Origin of the sequence: Chryseobacterium defluvii, from assembly GCF_014204415.1 — a bacterium.
GTDB classification, from domain to species: Bacteria; Bacteroidota; Bacteroidia; order Flavobacteriales; family Weeksellaceae; genus Chryseobacterium; species Chryseobacterium defluvii_A.
Genome location: NZ_JACHLE010000001.1, coordinates 1,199,020 through 1,217,465, shown reverse-complemented (window position 1 = coordinate 1,217,465; position 18,446 = coordinate 1,199,020). Strand labels below are relative to the sequence as shown.

At 37.8% G+C, this 18,446-nt stretch carries 16 protein-coding genes; 8 read left to right on the top strand and 8 right to left on the bottom strand.

Translation table 11 applies throughout. The features are described from left to right. Positions 1 to 48 precede the first annotated feature (48 nt). A complete protein-coding gene (locus tag HNP38_RS05495; RefSeq protein ID WP_184187605.1) occupies positions 49 to 600 on the bottom strand; it encodes a pyruvate decarboxylase in 552 nt (183 codons plus the stop codon). A gap of 173 nt (positions 601 to 773) precedes the next feature. Between HNP38_RS05495 and rpsO the strand changes: the two genes are divergently transcribed. Continuing rightward, the gene (gene rpsO / locus HNP38_RS05490; RefSeq protein WP_184185658.1) at positions 774 to 1,043 is read left to right on the top strand and encodes a 30S ribosomal protein S15; all 270 of its coding nucleotides are present in this window, start codon (positions 774 to 776) and stop codon (positions 1,041 to 1,043) included. Positions 1,044 to 1,518: 475 nt separating this feature from the next. Here rpsO and HNP38_RS05485 read toward each other — a convergent pair whose 3' ends face one another. Then, positions 1,519 to 1,899, bottom strand: a complete 381-nt coding sequence (locus HNP38_RS05485) for a diacylglycerol kinase family protein (protein ID WP_184185644.1) — start codon at positions 1,897 to 1,899, stop codon at positions 1,519 to 1,521. Between the two features lie 258 nt (positions 1,900 to 2,157). Between HNP38_RS05485 and HNP38_RS05480 the strand changes: the two genes are divergently transcribed. The 5 genes from HNP38_RS05480 to HNP38_RS05460 all read left to right on the top strand — a co-directional run bounded on the left by HNP38_RS05480 (position 2,158) and on the right by HNP38_RS05460 (position 7,682). Further along, complete coding sequence (locus HNP38_RS05480; RefSeq protein ID WP_184185641.1) at positions 2,158 to 2,595, top strand: hypothetical protein; 438 nt, start codon at positions 2,158 to 2,160, stop codon at positions 2,593 to 2,595. 80 nt (positions 2,596 to 2,675) lie between these two features. Continuing rightward, positions 2,676 to 3,806 (top strand): DNA polymerase III subunit beta, encoded by a 1,131-nt coding sequence (dnaN, locus tag HNP38_RS05475; RefSeq protein WP_184185638.1) that lies wholly within the window; start codon positions 2,676 to 2,678, stop codon positions 3,804 to 3,806. Positions 3,807 to 3,877: 71 nt separating this feature from the next. Next, on the top strand, positions 3,878 to 4,477 hold the full coding sequence (locus tag HNP38_RS05470; protein WP_184185635.1) for a hypothetical protein: 600 nt from the start codon (positions 3,878 to 3,880) through the stop codon (positions 4,475 to 4,477). Positions 4,478 to 4,598: 121 nt separating this feature from the next. Then, the gene (pheT, locus tag HNP38_RS05465; RefSeq protein ID WP_184185632.1) at positions 4,599 to 7,001 is read left to right on the top strand and encodes a phenylalanine--tRNA ligase subunit beta; all 2,403 of its coding nucleotides are present in this window, start codon (positions 4,599 to 4,601) and stop codon (positions 6,999 to 7,001) included. A 270-nt stretch (positions 7,002 to 7,271) separates the two neighbouring features. After that, on the top strand, positions 7,272 to 7,682 hold the full coding sequence (locus HNP38_RS05460; RefSeq protein WP_184185629.1) for an META domain-containing protein: 411 nt from the start codon (positions 7,272 to 7,274) through the stop codon (positions 7,680 to 7,682). 51 nt (positions 7,683 to 7,733) lie between these two features. Here HNP38_RS05460 and HNP38_RS05455 read toward each other — a convergent pair whose 3' ends face one another. The 6 genes from HNP38_RS05455 to HNP38_RS05430 form a co-directional block, all read right to left on the bottom strand. Next, positions 7,734 to 7,973, bottom strand: coding sequence for a hypothetical protein (locus tag HNP38_RS05455; protein WP_027380779.1), 240 nt, complete (start codon positions 7,971 to 7,973; stop codon positions 7,734 to 7,736). Between the two features lie 36 nt (positions 7,974 to 8,009). Then, positions 8,010 to 9,326 carry a hypothetical protein gene (locus HNP38_RS05450; protein WP_184185625.1) on the bottom strand — a complete coding sequence of 439 codons (1,317 nt, stop codon included), beginning with the start codon at positions 9,324 to 9,326 and terminating at the stop codon, positions 8,010 to 8,012. Positions 9,327 to 9,395: 69 nt separating this feature from the next. Further along, on the bottom strand, positions 9,396 to 10,292 hold the full coding sequence (locus HNP38_RS05445; RefSeq protein ID WP_184187602.1) for a 3-hydroxybutyryl-CoA dehydrogenase: 897 nt from the start codon (positions 10,290 to 10,292) through the stop codon (positions 9,396 to 9,398). 13 nt (positions 10,293 to 10,305) lie between these two features. Continuing rightward, a complete protein-coding gene (locus HNP38_RS05440; protein WP_184185622.1) occupies positions 10,306 to 10,728 on the bottom strand; it encodes a hypothetical protein in 423 nt (140 codons plus the stop codon). Positions 10,729 to 10,771: 43 nt separating this feature from the next. Next, positions 10,772 to 11,650, bottom strand: a complete 879-nt coding sequence (bla-A, locus tag HNP38_RS05435; protein WP_184185619.1) for a CGA/CIA family class A beta-lactamase — start codon at positions 11,648 to 11,650, stop codon at positions 10,772 to 10,774. Positions 11,651 to 12,005: 355 nt separating this feature from the next. Next, positions 12,006 to 12,968 carry a Gfo/Idh/MocA family protein gene (locus HNP38_RS05430; RefSeq protein WP_184185616.1) on the bottom strand — a complete coding sequence of 321 codons (963 nt, stop codon included), beginning with the start codon at positions 12,966 to 12,968 and terminating at the stop codon, positions 12,006 to 12,008. 139 nt (positions 12,969 to 13,107) lie between these two features. Between HNP38_RS05430 and HNP38_RS05425 the strand changes: the two genes are divergently transcribed. Beyond that, positions 13,108 to 13,758, top strand: coding sequence for a protein-L-isoaspartate(D-aspartate) O-methyltransferase (locus HNP38_RS05425; RefSeq protein ID WP_184185613.1), 651 nt, complete (start codon positions 13,108 to 13,110; stop codon positions 13,756 to 13,758). Positions 13,759 to 14,213: 455 nt separating this feature from the next. Beyond that, positions 14,214 to 18,413, top strand: a complete 4,200-nt coding sequence (locus HNP38_RS05420) for a T9SS type B sorting domain-containing protein (protein WP_184185610.1) — start codon at positions 14,214 to 14,216, stop codon at positions 18,411 to 18,413. Positions 18,414 to 18,446: the final 33 nt, after the last annotated feature.

Genomic DNA, 18,446 nt, shown 5'->3' with positions numbered 1-18,446 from the left:
TGAGTATAAACTGTAAGATGAAAAAAATCTATTGTACTCTATAAAAATCTAAAAATCAGATCCGGCAGTATGCTTTACTTTTCTCAATTTTTTCAGGATGCCTTTTATGGCACCATTGGTCCCGATTTTAATGGAATTTTCGGCAGAACCCAAAAGGCGCATATTCTTGCGGTAAGTGTCATGGTCTGACTCTGCGATAAAATTCCCTTTGGCATCAAAAACCTTAAGGCTTACCACAACCTGGTTAGAAAATACATATTTACCGATGCCTACCTTAAAATATCTTACTTTGGGAACAACGGCAAAATCCGCATCATTGTTGATACAGTAATCTGTAATAGTTTGTTTATCAATATTATCAAAAGGGATCTGTATTTCTGCACGGAGCATTTTGTTTTTCCGGCCGCTTATATTATCGGAAACGGCACTGAAAAAAGCGTGATTGGTAGGTTCTTTTATTTCCTCAATATCAGGTTCCACTTCAGGGTTGAAGTATAAGATTTTCTTTATTCTGTCATCCGCATTTTCCTGTGCTTTCACCGGGGCAATGCCGATCATTAAAAAAAAAGTAAACGCTGTTAAAAGTAAAATTTTTTTCATCATGGATTCGTTTGCAAAATTACTGCGTTTTAATGGGATAACATATAACTTGTTAAGAAATTTTTAACATTTTTTTCTATCATTTTTGATAAATGAAATCAATAACGTTGGTCAGCTGAGAAAATAGTTGTACCTTTGCACCCGTTACATAATAATCATTAAACAATATTGGAATGTACTTAACAACAGAAAAAAAAGCAGAAATTTTCGCAAAGCACGGGAAATCTGCACAAGACACAGGAAGCGCTGAAGGACAGGTTGCCCTTTTCACTTACAGAATCAACCATCTTTCTGCTCATTTAAAGAGCAATCACAAAGATTATAACACAGAAAGATCTTTGGTGAAATTAGTAGGTAAAAGAAAAAGCTTATTAGATTATCTTAAGAAAAAAGATATCGCAAGATACAGAGCAATTATTGCTGAACTAGGTCTAAGAAAATAATCTGCAAAGATTTTCAAAATAAAAAGCAACTTCGAAAGAGGTTGCTTTTTTCTTTCCACCGATTCTATAATATTTCTATTTTTTATAATCAGACATTACACACAAAGTGCGTTATTCCGATTTCTATGACATAATACAATTATTAATGTAATTTTTTTCATGAGATTTTTCATTTTTTTATAAGTGTAAAAATCCTGTAAATAATTTTGTTTTATCAATACCTATTACAATTTTTTCCATACTTTTAATTTATAATTTTACAAATAGAGCAGAGAATTCATCTTTACTTAATACCTTACTAGTGGGATTTATTTCCCAAATTTCTATCGAAGTTTTGATGAATAAAGGAGATTTAATTCTTAATCGGAATATGAATTGTATTCTCAGGAATCTATTAGTTTAATTGAATGCTCTTCTCTTTAAAGGTAGAATCTAGCCCTACTTTCAACCATTGAGATTTCTCACCTCACTTCATTCAGAATGACAAAAATGTGGAGAATTGAATGAAAACATACTTCCAGTAAACAACGATCCCAACAATAACGGAAGCAATAGCCATCAGCAAAACAGCTCCGGCTGAAATATCTTTTATAAAACCGATCCTCCTGTCAAAATCAGGTTGAACTATATCGCAGAGTTTTTCAACAGCCGTATTGAAGATCTCAGCACCTAAAACCCCAAAAGAAACAATAAGGATAAGAATAGCATCGGTAGCTGAAAGCTTCAGGTAAAAGATCAGAAAAACATTAATAAAAAAGACAAAAAGCTCGATCTTAAAATTTCTTTCGCTTCCTGCCATCAGAAAAACACCCCGCAAAGCATTAAGAAAACTTTTATAAAGAGATGGTTTCCGCATTTTTAATATTTTTAGCAAAGATAAGATTTGCATTTTGATGATATTTCATTAATTCTACTATCTTTGAAAAATTTTAATACCATGAAAAAACAATTACTAATCGTATTCTCAATTCTTATATCGGGTTTTGCCTTTTCCTAGGAGTATAAAAAGAAAATTGCCAAAGCTTCCTGTGAATGCGTCAGCAAAATAAAATCAGAAAATCCTGATGCCAAAAATCTGGATACCCAGTTCGGATTATGCGTTATCAAATCTTCAATGGTTTTTGAAAAAGAGCTTAAACGGGATTATAACATCGATGTTTCAAATATGACAAGTGAGGCCAATGATAAGGCAATGGAAGAACTGTTTTCCAGTGTGGGAATGTTGATGGCTACGGAATGCTCTGACCTGTTTTTGGATATAATGGGAAAATCGGAAGAAGAGGCGGAAAGCCCGCAGCTTATGTTGAACGGAACCATCACAAAGATAGAAAAGGAAAATTTTGTCGTATTCCATCTGGTAGGTGAAAATAAAACCCTGAATAAGCTGTATTGGGTATCAGCAGTAGAATCCGATCTGGATTTGCCTAAAGAATATAATTCTCTTTTGAATAAAAAAGTAAATATTACTTACTATACGGCTGAGATTTTTGATGCAAAAACGAATAATTACAGAAATCTGAATGTCATATCCAGTTTAAAAACAGACAATTGATTTTTGTTAATAACTCACCGGATTATTTTTTATAATCTGTTTTCTATTTATTATATTTGTAAAAACTTATTTTTAAATCTATGAAATTTATTATTTCAAGTGGTGAACTGCAGAAGGCATTGCAAACTGTAAGTGGCGTAATATCAAGCTCTCAATCGAGACCAATTTTAGAAAACTATCTTTTTGAGTTAAACGAAAATAATGTTACCATTACAGCATCTGATGGCGAAACAACTCTTGTAACCTCTCTGGAAGTAAAATCTGAGGACTCAGGTAAATTTGCCGTTCCTGCTAAGATCTTTCAGGATTTTATCAAAACCTACGGCGAGCAGCCTCTCACATTCTCTGTGAAAGACAATGCAGAAGGTACCGGAAGCCAGCTTGAAATTTTGGACGAAAAAGACAATTTTGCGGTAGCATTGGACAATGCGGATGACTATCCTGAACTGCCGGAATTTGATGCTTCTCAAAGTGTAACCATGTCTGCAGGGGTTTTATCCGAAGCATTGACCAACACACTTTTTGCTACAAGTAATGATTCCCTTCGCCCGGTAATGACAGGAGTTCTTTTCCAGTTTGGAGAAAATGAGACAAACTTCGTTTCCACAGACTCCCACAGGCTGGTGGTTTATAAAAGAACCGATTTGATGAATGCCGAACCTATGGAATTCATCATGCCCAAGAAACCTCTGAATATTTTCAAAAACATACTGGCAAGCTCTAATGAGGACGTTACCATCGATTTCAATGAGAATATGGCCAAATTTACCTTTGGCAAGCATACATGGATCTGTAGATTGATCGACGGGAAGTACCCTAATTATACGGCGGTAATTCCAAAGGAAAACCCAAATGTACTGACAATTAACAGAAATCTTTTATTGGGCGCTATCAAAAGAGCATCCATCATGTCTAATAAATCTACCAACCAGGTGAGATTTAAGCTTTCCGGGAACATTTTGCATCTTCATGCAGAAGATACGGAATATGCAAACAAAGCGGATATGCAGATTCCGTGTGATTACAACGGAGAAGACATCAATATCGGGTTCAGCTCTAAGTTTTTAACAGAAATGCTGACTATTCTCGGAGCCGATGATATTACGATGAAAATGTCTCAGCCTAACAGACCGGGAATTATAGAACCTCTTGACGGTCTTGAAGAAAATGAAAATATCTTAATGTTGTCAATGCCTGTAATTGGATTGTAACATTTAAAATATAAAGAACAAAAAGAGGTTTTGAATTTCAAAACCTCTTTTTTGTCAATAAAAAAAGACTAATGAGAAAATTTATTTTGGCAGCCCTTTTAATAAGCAACTTTGCATGGGCGCAGTCGGCTTTTTTTGATGAAAATGATAATGCCATTACAAAAGAACAGTTTCACGGCAGAAAACTTAAGAATGGAGAGCTGAAAGTTTATAATGATTCTTTAAAAACGACAAAAATTTTATCAGAAAGATCGGAGAGCGGGGAGATCGGCTCCGGGAAAATTATAGATCAGTTAAATGCATCATTAGGACTGAAATTGAAAGAAGACCGTCCTGTGATCATCATCTATCATCCTGGGAAAGACCGGTGTAACTCTACCGGAACCTCAACTCCGGAAAGTGCATTTTTGTGGTTTAAAGAACTGGAAAAGAAAGCCAATAAGATACAAAAATCCGAATTTATCCATATTTATAAAGATAAAAAGGGAGTGAAGACGATCAATAAGATCAAATGGCACAAAGATCCCCGGAATATTATTGAAAATACCTTTTTTAAGTACCATTACCCCTGTTCCAGCTATGTAATCCTCTATAAAAATAAATACACAAGCTACTTTGGGGAATTTCCGCCGGATTATATTCTAAGAGATCTGGAAGCGATCACACCATAGGAAAATAGAATAACACAGAAAGAATAAAGTATCTTAAAGTTACCTCTAAATTTCGCTGTTTCTCAAAAAAACACGACATTTGTAAACTCAAAAATTCAAGTAAAATTTTCAAACTGCTATAATGAAAATATCAAATAACTGGCTGAAAGACTACATCAAAACGGAACTGAAACCTGAAAGGATCGGGGAGTTCCTTACAGATATAGGTCTTGAAGTGGAAGGGATAGAAAAATTTGAAAGCATAAAAGGAAGCCTGGAAGGAATTGTTGTAGGTAAGGTATTGACCTGCGAAAAACATCCGAATGCTGATAAACTAAAGAAAACAACAGTAGATGTAGGAAACGGGAAGGTGTTGAACATCGTATGCGGTGCCCCGAATGTGGAGGCCGGACAAACCGTTCCTGTAGCCGTTGTCGGAACGAAGATCTATGATAAGACAGGAAGCTTTTTTGAGATCAAAGAAGCAAAAATAAGAGGCGAAGTTTCTCAGGGGATGATCTGTGCAGAAGATGAATTGGGGCTTAGTGATGACCACGGCGGTATTATGGTTCTGGATGAAGCTCAATATGAGGTCGGGAAAAAATTTGCTGATTATTTTGAACTGACCAATGATGACGTTTTTGAGATCGGCCTTACGCCGAACAGAATGGATGCCATGTCTCATTATGGTGTGGCGAGAGATCTGAATGCCTACCTCTCAACCAATAAGCAAAAATCAGAATTCGGGAAAGTATCTTCCCAGGTTTTAAAGAATGAAGGTTCTCACGGTTTTACGCTGGAAGTGGAGAATGCTGAATTATGTCCAAGATATATCGGGGCAGTGATAGAAGGAGTAAAAGTGACAGAATCTCCGGACTGGTTAAAAAACAGGTTAAAAGCCATCGGATTAAGCCCGATCAATAATGTGGTAGACATTACCAATTATATCCTTCATGGTTTGGGACAGCCGCTTCATGCCTTTGATGCAGATCAGATTGCAGATCAAAAAGTAAAAGTGGGAACCGTAAAAGCAGGTACAAAATTTACAATCCTGGATGGTGTTGAAAGAACGTTGAACGGTTCAGAGATCATGATCAAGGATGGTAAAGATACGCCTATGTGTATTGCCGGCGTTTTCGGCGGGGCTACTTCGGGAGTTTCCGGAGAAACCAAAACCATATTCCTGGAAAGTGCCTATTTCAATCCTGTAGCGGTAAGAAAAGGGGCTAAATTCCATGGATTGAATACCGACGCATCTTTCAGGTTTGAAAGAGGTGTAGACCCGAATATTACAAGAACGGCAATTACCCATGCCATCAAAATGATCGAGGAAATAGCCGGAGGAAAGATGGTAGGAGAACTTCTGGAAGAATATCCTAAAAAAATTGAGGACAGCTATGTGATCATCAGATTTTCTAAAATCGAGCAGATCTTAGGAACTAAAATTCACAGGGAAAAAGTAAAAGAAATATTAAAAGCCCTTGAGATCCAGGTTTTGAATGAAATCCAGAACGGTTTCGAAATTTCCGTTCCGGCATACAGAGCTGATGTGACAAGGGAAATAGACGTTATAGAAGAGATCTTAAGGATTTACGGATATAACAAAATTGATGCACCACAAAAGATTTCCTTCACCCCTGTAAAACTGAATGCGAATGACCAGGACGAGCTTGAAAACAACTGGGCAAGAACATTACAGGGATTAGGCTTCAACGAGGTAATGAATAACTCTCTGACTTCGGTAAAGGATGAAACAGATGCGGTAAAACTGCTTAACCCTTTGAGCAATGACCTTGCCTTTATGAGAAAATCACTTTTGGAAGGGCTTCTTCAGAATGCGGTTTATAATATCAACAGGAAGAATCAGGATATTAAATTCTTCGAGTTGGGAAAGATTTATCATAAAAGAGAAAAATACGAGGAAAGAAAGCAGCTGGCCATCTTGGTTTCAGGGAGAGATGCTGCGGAAAACTGGCTTCAGCCTAAATCAGCAACAAGTTTCTACAACCTTAAAGCTTATGTAAAGGTCTTACTGGAGAGGCTGCACCTGAATTATAAGGAAGTAGCATTGGCAGACGAAAGATTCTCTGATGCCCTTGCCTATGAAGCAGATGGTAATACCCTGGTAAGGATAGGAAAAGTAGCTCCTGCGATGCTGAAAGATTTTGATATTGACCAGGAATGTTTCTATGCCGAAATAGAACTGGAACTGGCTCAGGAATTACGTTCTAAAAATGAACTGAAGTTCCATGATATTCCTAAATTCAACAAAATCAGAAGAGACCTTGCTTTGCTGATCGATAAAAATATCAACTATCAGGATCTTTATCAGGTGGCTAAAACAAATAAGTCTCCATTCATTAAAAATATCAACTTATTTGATGTTTACGAAGGGAAAAACCTTCCGGAAGGCAAGAAATCCTATGCCATGAGTTTTGAGCTTTTAAATGAAGAAAAGACACTGGAAGAAAAAGACATCTCGGAGGTGATGGATTCTTTGATCAAATCTTTCCAGAAAGAATTTAATGCAGAACTGAGATCTTAATATAAAGACAGAAGATAATATATCATATCAATAGAAACGGGCTTTAGCCCGTTTTTTTATGTCCGGATTTTCCAATGGGTTTTATTTAGCTCAAATATTGCAAAACTATTATAACTCAATCAGTATAAATTGTCATTCTGAAAGTTTTACGGGTTAAATTTTGATGTGAAAATTATTTAGAACAAAATGTTAAGAGAATAATAAAATACCCCGAAAACCGTTCAGATAATATAATTTCCGTAAATTTGAGTTAAATCTAAAAAGAAAAAAATGAAAAACTTTTTTTTAAGTGCATGTGCAGCAGTGGTTTTGGTGTCGTGTGGAGCAATGTCTGGTTCGTCCACCTCAAAAGCAGGTAAATCTCAGCCATCTTTGGCCAATACGAAATGGACTTTGGCGGATAATGTGAAAGGGAAGGTTCCTACATTAAACATTGAAGGAGAAAAGATCAATGGAAATGCAGGATGCAATAATTACTTCGGGACGGCTGCAACAGATCCGGCTACCGGTAATTTCTCTGCCGGGCAAATGGGTTCCACGAAAATGATGTGTGATAATATAAATGTGGAGAAGAATTTTATGGATATGATGGGGAAGGCCAATAGATATGTAGTTTCCGGAAATACCTTGGAGCTGTATAAAGACAATTTACTGCTATTGAAATTCAATAAATCCGAATAGAAATAAAAAAAGGAACTCGATTGAGTTCCTTTTTTATGTTTGTTTTTTATCTTATTCTTCCTCTTCGTCATCGTATTTAGCCAGCTCCTCATCGCACCATTTGAAAGCAGCTTCCACTACTTTAGTAGCCTCATCTGCCATAGTTTCCTCATCATCGCCTTCCAGATCATCCAACCACTCAACTTCCTCTTCCTCAACGTTCAGGATAAATCTTGGATACTCTGTATGAACAACGAATAAATCTTCTGGAAATTCCGAATTATCTGCTAATAAAAACTTTGGTAATTTCATTTTTTTAATGTTTTAACTTTCTCAAAGATAATAAAATTATTGATATTTATTCTTGTCGATTTTAATTTTTTGCAAAACTTTATGCCTCGTAAGGGTAGTTCTCTGCAGGCTGTCCTTAGGATTGAATGTAAGGGTAATCTGCGGATTTACAGTACTTATCAATTCCGCGATCTGTATCTTTTCCAGATCCTTTTCTTCTATCAGGTAAAATTTAAGCGGTACTTTATCAAGCTTCTCTTTTTTAAGATAATCAGCAACGATTTTCCGGTTCTCAAGATAATTTCCTCTCGATAACCAGGTAAAGGCAGCTCCGGTCATAATGCTCAGGACGCCAATGACATAGACTTTAATACCGAAGATATGGAAAAGCTTTCTGAAATAGACCAGCCATACCGGAAAACTGAAGGGTGCCATCAGTCTGTAGTCTATAGGGTTTACGGAATAGAAATACTGGATGAAATAGGAGCATATAATGCTTACCATGGCAACAAAAATAAAGAAAGACTCTGTTTCCGAAAGCTTATTTTTCACAAACAGAAATACCATCAGTATAATATTCAGCAATCCGATCCCGTAGATCGCATAATTAATGATCCCTCCGCCCGGGTTGGCAATATGGATAAAAGGGTTAAACGTGGTAGTAAGCCCCTGAAATAACTCAACCAGCAGTTCAGGAGTAGTATTCAATCCTGTGATCAGGAATTCCTTTACATAATTTTCATTAAAATGATCAATGAATAAGAATTTATACAAAACCACAAAAGCAAAGCTTATCGCAGCAGAGCAGATAAAGACGGATGCATTTTTTTTCCTCCATGAAATCAGGCCATAAAGACCAGTCCCTGCGATCATGAACAATGCACTGTATCGTATATTATAAAGAGCAATCAGTGCCAGAGACAAATAAAGAATGCCTTCCCATTTTTTTAAATTCCCTATAATAATCAGTTTGGCGGCATACAGGAACAGGAATACAAAGGGAAGGATCAGGGCCTCGCTCATGGTATAGGAGTAAATAGAAAGAAAGCTGAACAATGCGCTTACAAGAACGGCTTCCCGGAAATAGAAATTCTTTTTCTTTGCAAAGAACAGTATGAATAAAAATGCAGCAATCCCTACCACTTTGCTGCTCCAGAATTCATCAAAACCGAAGAAGGTGAAGAATCTGATGCTGGCAGGATAACCTAGCGGAGTAGTGGTATTATCAATAACCGGCAGTCCGTGGGCAAACCGCATATACCGTATGGAATCCGGATTCACCCTTCCTTTTTCGTTCATTAAAAAACGCAAAATGATCATCATTAAAGTAATGATGATCAATATGATCTGAATGGTTTTTTCTTTTTTTCTCATGGAAGAAATTCATTTTTTAGCAATGTATCATTGCCTTTCCGGATAACGAATAATCTTATCTTTCTTCCATTATAATGATCTCAGGAACATCTTCGAAACCTTTTCTGCCTTTTTGCTTTCCGAATAATCATAGAATCCCTCCCCTGATTTTACCCCCAATTTTCCTGCCATTACCATGTTGACTAGCAACGGATTGGGAGCATATTTAGGATTTTTGAAACCGTCATACATGACATTCAGAATAGCCAGGCACACATCAAGGCCAATGAAATCTGCCAATTGCAGCGGGCCCATCGGATGAGCCATTCCCAGCTTCATTACCGTATCTATTTCTTCAACACCGGCAACACCGTTATATAATGTTTCTATGGATTCATTGATCATTGGCATCAGGATCCTGTTGGCTACAAAGCCGGGATAGTCATTTACTTCCACAGGAACTTTGCCCAGAGCTTTGCTCATTTCATAAATGGCATCAAATGTTTCCTTTGAAGTAGAATAACCTTTGATGATCTCTACCAGTTTCATGATCGGAACGGGGTTCATAAAGTGCATTCCGATTACCTTTTCAGGCCTTTTGGTGGCTGATGCAATTTTAGTAATGGAAATAGAGGAAGTGTTGGTTGCCAGAATACAGTTCTCAGGAGAAAACTCATCCATCTGTCCGAAGATCTTTAATTTTAGTTCCTGATTTTCAGTAGCCGCTTCCACGATCAGGTCAGCGGTACCTACGGCATCCTGAAGTGCTGTAAAAGTAGTGATGTTCCCCAGTGTTTCAGCTTTTTGTTCTTCGGTGAGATTCCCCTTTGCAATGATCCTGTCAAGATTGGTGGTAATGGTTTTCAGGCCTCTGTCTAAAGCTTCCTGGGATACGTCTACAAGATTTACTTTAAAGCCGCCTTGTGCAAATGTATGTGCAATACCATTTCCCATGGTTCCTGCTCCGATAACTACGATGTTCTTGATCATTTTTACTTGTTTAATTAGAATTTTGTTTTTTATAGATAGTAAGTTTTCTTTTTCCTGCCAGATCCTCTTTTTTTATCAGCATTGTACTGTCAAAATTCACAATTCCGTCCTTGTTTTCATCTCTTTTGCTGTTTTGTGAATTAATGGCTGATTTCAGTCCTTTGATAAATTTATTTTTCTGGGTCCTTGAAAGTTTATCCACCCCAATGTATAAACTAAATTCACCTTCTCTGCCTAAACCAGACCGCTGTAAAACTTCAAGAGACTTAAGTTTGTTTTTCTTTTGAAACTGTGTTACATAATTGACAACTGGGTCTGCAGATGGTGGACCGCAGCAGATACTGGCATAGCTGATTTCCACATAATTTTGATTCTTTTGTGAATAAAAGAATGCAAAACAAAATATACTGAGTGTTAAAAATATTTTTTTCATATCGATCGGTTTTTATTAAAGTCCTAAAATTAAGCTTTACAATTTATTTATTAAAATAATCCCATGCAGCCTTTGAAATATCTGAAACCATTTTACAGTTTACCGCTTCAGTCTCCATAGAGTTGCTTACGAATACTACTAATGCATAATGCTTGCCATTAGGTAAAGTAATGATTCCCATATCATTTTCTGCAATCGTTAATCCGTTTTCATTTTTTCCGGAAGAGCCGGTTCTGTGGGCAACGGGAGTGTTTTCAGGCAGTTGTTGTACAATCTTGTTGGTTCCGGTTTTTGTTCCCAGCATCATCTTCATCAGGTAGTCAGTGGATTTTTTGGAAAGTATTTTTCCGTCATAGAACTTTTTCAATACTTCTGCACCGGAAACAGGAGTGCTGTAATTTTCATATAGCACCTTCCAGTCCTTATGCATGGCTTCCTCGTTTAATTTTATCTGAAAGCCTTTAACCCCTTTGGAATCCATGAATTTCTGAACGGTTTTTGTGCCCCCGATCATTCTTAAAAGAATATCGCAGCCGTTATTATCGCTTAGCGCAACGGTAAAATCTATGACCTCACTCAGGGGAATTTCAACATTCCCGTCAGGGTACTTATCCCGCATGGGAGACCACGTATTTTGCAGCATATCGGATTTTTTCAGTAAAACCTTCTGGTCTAAGGACAATTTTCCTTTATCAACAAGATCCAGAACAGTACAGGCAATATGAAATTTGAAAACGCTCAGCATGGGAAGCTTTTTATCACCATTCTTTTGATATTTGAAACCATCCTCAAACCCCAGAATATATATTCCTACGGTTGCATTTTTATCTTTGATAATAGAATTGATCTTTTGTTCCAAAACCGCCTTTTGGGCAAAAGTAAATGCAGAAATAAGGGTAAAAAGAAGCGCTATTTTTTTCATAAGAAGGAGCAATTAAAATAAACCCCTTTTAGAGCCTGAAAGGGATCTGCAATTTAAGACAATTATTATTTTACTTCAAAAAATAATTCAGATGGATTAATAGTAAAGAAGAATGTTTTAATTTTATTTTTCAACTATAAAAGCAGCAAAAGTTTAACTATAAAAAGGTTTTAACACTTTAGTGTATCATAAGTTTATCAGGTTAAAGTTAATAGAAGTATACTTAAGTTGAAAATTAAAGATTTTCAGAAAACCTATATGTTCTTATATTTACTTTATATACTATCTCAACCGTAAACTTAAGTGCCAAAAACTCTTTTGTGACTTTTGCGGTAAATTTTTTATCAGGATATAATTAACTGATCAGCTTCATGATCTGTAGGGCAATTTTCAGTGCTTCCGTACCATCTTCCAGAGAAACTTCTACGTTCTTGTCTTCGGTAATAGCATCCGCAAAAGAATTCAGCTCATCCAGAATGGCATTATTAGGCTGAATATTAGGATATTCAAATAAGATCTGGTTCTTTTCGCCATCTGCATTCTCAATGATCATATCGAACGGAGTAGGGTTTTCCGGAGCTTCCTGCATTTTGATCACCTCTGCCTTTTTCTCAAGGAAATCAACAGAAATATAGGCATCTTTCTGGAAGAATCGGCTTTTTCTCATGGCTTTCATCGAAATCCTGGAAGTCGTAAGGTTCGCAACGCACCCGTTTTCAAATTCTATCCTCGCATTGGCAATATCAGGGGTTTTGCTCACTACGCATACACCGCTTGCATGAATATTTCTGACTTTGGATTTTACAATGCTTAATAAAATATCCAGATCATGGATCATTAGATCCAGCACTACGGAAACATCCGTTCCTCTTGGATTGAATTCCGCTAATCTGTGAATCTCAATAAACATAGGGGTCTGTATGTATTCCTTTGTGGCAATGAAGGCAGGATTGTATCTTTCCACATGTCCTACCTGGGCTTTAATATGATTCTCCCTGCATTTGTAAAGGATTTCCTCCGCCTGCTGAAGAGTTTGGGTAACGGGTTTCTCGATGAAGAAATGAAGCTTTTTCTCAATGGCCTTCAATGCGTAGTCGTAATGGTAGACCGTGGGGGTCACAATATCCAGCATATCAATCTGATCCAGGAGATCATCGAAATTTTCAAAATATTTGTAACCGAACTCGGCTTCCAGTTTTCTTCCGTTTTCCGCATCCTTATCATGGAAACCTACCAATTCATATTTATCTGACTGATTCAGAAGTCTTAAATGTATTTTTCCCAGATGTCCGGCACCTACCAAACCTGCTTTTAACATAGCTTATATTAATTTTTGTAAATATAATAATTTTAGGCATTAGGAGAGAGATGATAGGTTTTAGGTTGACAAATACTGATTGTTTTTATATTTTTGTGAAAAACTAATTCCCGCTACCTAAATACTTACTACTTTAAGAATGCATGATTCGTTTGTACATAAAGGAAAAAGAAAGATCCTAGTCGATTATCTCAGACAGAAAATAGGAATCTCAGATGAGGATGTACTTTCGGCGATGAGTGAGGTTCCCCGGCATCTCTTCATTGAAAGTATTTTCGAGGACTATGCCTATGAAGACCGTGCATTTCCGATATTGGCACATCAGACGATTTCCCATCCTTCGACGGTAGCGGAGCAAAGTGAGCTTTTGCAGGTAAAACCGGGTGAAAAAATACTTGAGATCGGAACAGGGTGCGGTTACCAGACTGCTGTTCTCCTGGCTATGAAAGCCTTGGTATACACGGTGGAAAGGCAAAAAGATCTGTTTGATTTTTCAAAGAAAAAATTCAGGGAACTTCATCTTCATCCCAAATTTCAGAGTTTTGGGGATGGTTTTGCCGGCCTTCCTACATTTGCACCTTTTGATAAGATCATTGTTACCTGTGGGGCATCTGTTCTACCCACGGAGTTGCTGAAGCAGTTAAAAGTGGGCGGTAAGATGGTGATTCCGTTAGGACCGACTGACGAGCAGGTTTTATTCAGGTTTACCAAAGTTTCCCCGACGGAATTTGAGAAGGAAGAATTCGGGGCATATAAATTTGTTCCGATGCTGGGAAACACTAATCAGTAATTTTAAAACACTAGGATTTAGTAATTCTGATTTTATTTAAAAACATTCTTAATATTAAGAGCCTGTTTAAATTCCGCTTATATCTTTGATTTTTAGTACTGTCATACTGTTAAACTAAGCATTCTGTTAGTCATTCTGTAAGCATCTCTGTACAATATGGATTCCTGCAGAATAACAAACTGAATGCTTAAAGAAAATAAATTTAAACATACTTTAAGATTAAAGTAAAAGACTTCACTCTTGTTAAAAAGTGAGGTCTTTTATTTGACAGATCACCGAAACAGTGAGGTATTCCGGCACTGAATAGAGATGTTTGTATTAATAATTATGCGCTATTAATTTAAATTATATATTAATAAATGTTTATTATTATATATTTCTCATGAAAAATGAATTCTGTTTTGTATTTTTTGTAACTTTATTATATAGAATAACGAATTAATTTTTTGATATATATGATAAGAATTTTACAAATTTTATTCCTGTTTATAAGTGTTTTTGCGTCCTCTCAGGCACCTGTAAACGTGAAAGTCAAGGATGCTTTCGGGAATGAAAATTTCAATGTAAGCTGTACGAATGACCTGGATGCGAACGGGTGTTTACAGCTTCATGTAGAATATCCTGTACTTAAAGAAACGACAAGCTATGAAGTGGGACCCCAATCTTATAACCCTGCTGTTCCCATGAACCAAGGGACTTCCCTTAATGCGAATTACGATGACCTGTTTGCTGCAAAGCTTGATCTGCCTTTCAGATTTTGTTTCTTTAACCAGTATTTTGAAGCCCTTGTCGTAGGTTCCAACGGTATGGTGACTTTCGATCAGAGCCAGCTCGGAAATATTAATTATCCCAATGTACAATGGACGAATCCAAGTACAAGCCTTCCGAAGAATTCCATTTTCGGGGCATATCATGATATGGTATTTTCTTCCGGGGATCAGTCCGAGATCTATTATTCCACGGTCGGGACAGCTCCTTACCGGAAATTTGTGATTAATTTTTATGAAGGAAGGATAGCAGGATGTACAGATCGATCATCTTCTCAGATCGTTCTTCATGAAACCACCAATGTCATTGAGGTTTTTGTGGATAAAAAGCCTGCTCCGTGCCCTACCAGAAAGTTTGAAAATGCACTGATAGGAGTTATTAATAGTGACGGGACGGCAGGATTTTCACCGGCAACCAGAAATACCGGAAACTGGCAGGCCTCACAGGAAGGGTGGAGGTTCAGTCCCCTGGGAAATGTGATCCAGCCGCAGGTAACCTGGATCAATGCTGCGGGACAGACTGTAGGTACGGGTATTCAAACCAATATTTGCCCTACACAGAATGAAGTGTATACGGCCAATGTCAAGTTCAATATTTGCGGAAACAGCATCCTTACCCTTACAGATGACTTTGCGCTGACCTTTGCTGCCAATTATCCGGTTGCTAAAAATCATACTCAGAATTTTTGCGGGAATGCCCCGGTGAATGTAAACCTCAATAGCTTACAATCTAATCTTACTTCCCAGAACCCCGCTAATTTTAATTTCAGCTTCCATACCTCATTACAGGATGCGCAGAGCGGGCAGAATGCCCTGCCCTCCAGTTATTCTCTGACCGCCAATACCGTTTTATATGCAAGAATTCAGAATCCGTCAATTCCAACCTGTTTCAGGGTGGCTGTTCTAACACTGAATTTCCTTACCAAAAATTTACTTAAAGATACTGTTTTGCTTTGTGACACCAATAATAACGGAATAGAACAGGGCTATGATCTTAGTTTGCTGAATAATCAGCTTTTCGCACCAGGAACTTCAGGAATATCCTATCATCTCACTCAGGCTGCAGCTCAAAATAATACCAATGCAATCCTCACAGCAGATATAACTACCAGTACCAATATCTGGGTAAGGCTGCAGGATACCAACTGTACTTATGTTTTAGGCCCGGTTCATTTCCAGTTTAAGCCTGGAGCTGATATTAATTCTCCCATTGCATTCCCTTACACGATTTGTGACATTAATGCAGATAACCAGGAACCTTTTGATTTTGCCGTAAACGTAGGGCCGCTTGTTTCTTCACAATCAGGAGCCACTTTTACAGCTTATGAAACTTATGCAGCGGCATTTGCCGGTACGAGCCCCGGTTTAGGGGTTATAAAAGGAGGGCAGTACCAGGTCTTTATCAGAGTGCAGATCCCAAACGGGTGTTTTGCTGTTGCTCAGGTGAATATGGATGTCATGTTTACCAAAATCGTGGTGGATGAAAAACATGAATACATTTGTTTTAACGGTACCGATGATGTTACGGTAGATCTGAACACTTTGTCATCCGGTATGCTGGTTTCTCCTACAACGGTACCTGTAACAGAATTTTATGCGGATTTTAACAGTGCAATGCAGGGAACTGCCACAATAAGTTCAAGTCAGGTCATTACAACAAATGGCAATTTTGTGACGAAAACATTTTATGTCCGTTTTGAACAATCGGATACCTGTTTCACGGTGAAGGCAATCAACGTTCATTTGGTTCATCCGGTAGCCGTGCAGTCGAATTTTACGATCTGTGATATGGATAATGACAATACGGAGAATGTACAGCTTGCCCAGTTTTCTGGAGCCATAACAGGAACGCAGAATGCAACTACGGTATTTTACCTTACCCTGGCTGATGCGCAGAATGGCAGCAATCCCATAACCAGTGTAATTGTTCCGGGGACCAAACAGATTTTTGTAAAAGTCATTTCGCACAACTGCGAGCAGATATATCCTGTTAACCTTAGTCTGGCTTCCACTCCTGCCGTCAATTCTCCGGTAACCATCTCTTTAACCAATATTTGTGATAATAATAATGACGGAGCGGAGATCTATAACCTGACCCAGGCTCAGGCACAGATATACAGCGGATCCAATGTTACCTTTACCTACTATACTTCTTATGATCCCGCAACTCAGGTCTTTTCCGGCGAAATTACCAATCCTGCCCAGTTTGTTGTTCAGGGCAGTGTCACTGTATATGTTAAAGTGAAATTTAACAACAGTGTATGCTTTTCCGTAGCCCAATTGAATATCCAGATGACCTTCCTGCCGCCTGTAGTACTTAATAGTGCTGTTCTGAATACATGTGATGAGGATTTCAACCTGAGCGAGACTTTCCAGCTGAATAATGCCATTTCGCAGTTGTTCATACCTTCACAAAATACACAGCCATTGTCTGATATGACGATCTCTTATTATAGTACCGCTGCAGAAGCAAATGTGGGAAACCTGGCAAATCAGATCGGAAATAGCATTACAACGAGTATTTCAACAGTGGAAGTCTGGGCTAGATTTCAATCCCAAACCACCGGATGTTATTCTGTGGCTCCCATTCAGTTAAATACCTATTTTCCTCCTAAAGCCATTAATTCAACCCTTACGGTATGTGATGAAAACCTGGATGGCAGCTATGAAGTGAATCTGATGAGTTATACCCATCTCATGGTAGATATCCCGAATCCTGTCAATACATTTACTTTTTATCTTACCCAGCAGGATGCTCAAAACGGAGTTAATGCCATTGCCAATCCTCAAAACTTTACCGCTAATCCTTTTCCTGCACAGATCTGGGTAAAAGTACAGAACATTCCGGGATGTGATGATATTGCAAGTATTAATTTTATATTGGGAACCAAAGTCGTTCTTCAGAATAACGGACCTTTCCAGCTTAATAATGTGTGTGATACAGGAAATGATGGAATTGAAATCGTTAATTTAACACAGTTTCAGTCCCAGATGTATTCCGGAGCTAATGTTACATTTACCTATTATCCGTCACAGGCAGACCTGAATGCAGGAACCAATGCGATCAGCACTCCTGCCAATTATCAGTTCAATCAAAATACGGGACCTGATATTATTTATGTAAAGGTAAGCGTTCCCGGCTTTTGTCCGGCAGTGGCGGAGATCCATCTTTCTCTTAAACCTACCCCTATATTTGATATAGGCACATTATATTTCTGTCCGGACGGATCTCTGGATTATACAGTACAGATCACTAATTATATTATTGTAAGTTATGTATGGACTGATGCTTCGGGACAGGTGATCTCTACAACGGACACAATTTCAGGGATCACTGCGGTCGGAATGTACAGTCTTACCGTAACGGCAGATAACGGATGTTCTTATACGGATACTTTTGAGATTAAACATTTTGATGTACCTGTTATCCAAAAACTGGAAGCTAATGGTAATACCTATACTGTTTATGCAACGGGAACACAGCCTATTGTGTATTCTATAGACGGAGTGACATGGCAAAACAGTAATGTCTTTTATAACCTGCCAACAGGAATTACCACCTTTTATGTAAAATATGTGGAAGGAGACTGTATCGTTAAACAGGACGGTGTAATACTGGATATTAAAAATGCCATTACCCCTAACGGAGACGGATTTAATGACAGATGGATCGTAAGGGATCTCCATATATTCGGAAATCAGAAATCCAATGTGAAAATATATGACCGTTACGGATTTAAGGTTTTCGAACAGGATACAAATACCCGGATTGTTTGGGACGGAACTATAGCAGGAAGAACAGTGCCTACAGCCAGCTACTGGTATGTCATTACTCTTCCGGATGGCAGAGCCTTTAACGGATGGGTTGTTGTAAAAAGTAATAATTAAAATAGTCAGCCACAGCATAAAGCTGTGGCTGAT

What these genes read in the sequence shown, in the direction of transcription:
- HNP38_RS05495 (WP_184187605.1), bottom strand. Translation starts at nt 600, where the DNA reads ATGAAAAAAATTTTACTTTTAACAGCGTTTACTTTTTTTTTAATGATC.
- rpsO (WP_184185658.1), top strand. Translation starts at nt 774, where the DNA reads ATGTACTTAACAACAGAAAAAAAAGCAGAAATTTTCGCAAAGCACGGG.
- HNP38_RS05485 (WP_184185644.1), bottom strand. Translation starts at nt 1,899, where the DNA reads ATGCGGAAACCATCTCTTTATAAAAGTTTTCTTAATGCTTTGCGGGGT.
- HNP38_RS05480 (WP_184185641.1), top strand. Translation starts at nt 2,158, where the DNA reads ATGGTTTTTGAAAAAGAGCTTAAACGGGATTATAACATCGATGTTTCA.
- dnaN (WP_184185638.1), top strand. Translation starts at nt 2,676, where the DNA reads ATGAAATTTATTATTTCAAGTGGTGAACTGCAGAAGGCATTGCAAACT.
- HNP38_RS05470 (WP_184185635.1), top strand. Translation starts at nt 3,878, where the DNA reads ATGAGAAAATTTATTTTGGCAGCCCTTTTAATAAGCAACTTTGCATGG.
- pheT (WP_184185632.1), top strand. Translation starts at nt 4,599, where the DNA reads ATGAAAATATCAAATAACTGGCTGAAAGACTACATCAAAACGGAACTG.
- HNP38_RS05460 (WP_184185629.1), top strand. Translation starts at nt 7,272, where the DNA reads ATGAAAAACTTTTTTTTAAGTGCATGTGCAGCAGTGGTTTTGGTGTCG.
- HNP38_RS05455 (WP_027380779.1), bottom strand. Translation starts at nt 7,973, where the DNA reads ATGAAATTACCAAAGTTTTTATTAGCAGATAATTCGGAATTTCCAGAA.
- HNP38_RS05450 (WP_184185625.1), bottom strand. Translation starts at nt 9,326, where the DNA reads ATGAGAAAAAAAGAAAAAACCATTCAGATCATATTGATCATCATTACT.
- HNP38_RS05440 (WP_184185622.1), bottom strand. Translation starts at nt 10,728, where the DNA reads ATGAAAAAAATATTTTTAACACTCAGTATATTTTGTTTTGCATTCTTT.
- bla-A (WP_184185619.1), bottom strand. Translation starts at nt 11,650, where the DNA reads ATGAAAAAAATAGCGCTTCTTTTTACCCTTATTTCTGCATTTACTTTT.
- HNP38_RS05430 (WP_184185616.1), bottom strand. Translation starts at nt 12,968, where the DNA reads ATGTTAAAAGCAGGTTTGGTAGGTGCCGGACATCTGGGAAAAATACAT.
- HNP38_RS05425 (WP_184185613.1), top strand. Translation starts at nt 13,108, where the DNA reads ATGCATGATTCGTTTGTACATAAAGGAAAAAGAAAGATCCTAGTCGAT.
- HNP38_RS05420 (WP_184185610.1), top strand. Translation starts at nt 14,214, where the DNA reads ATGATAAGAATTTTACAAATTTTATTCCTGTTTATAAGTGTTTTTGCG.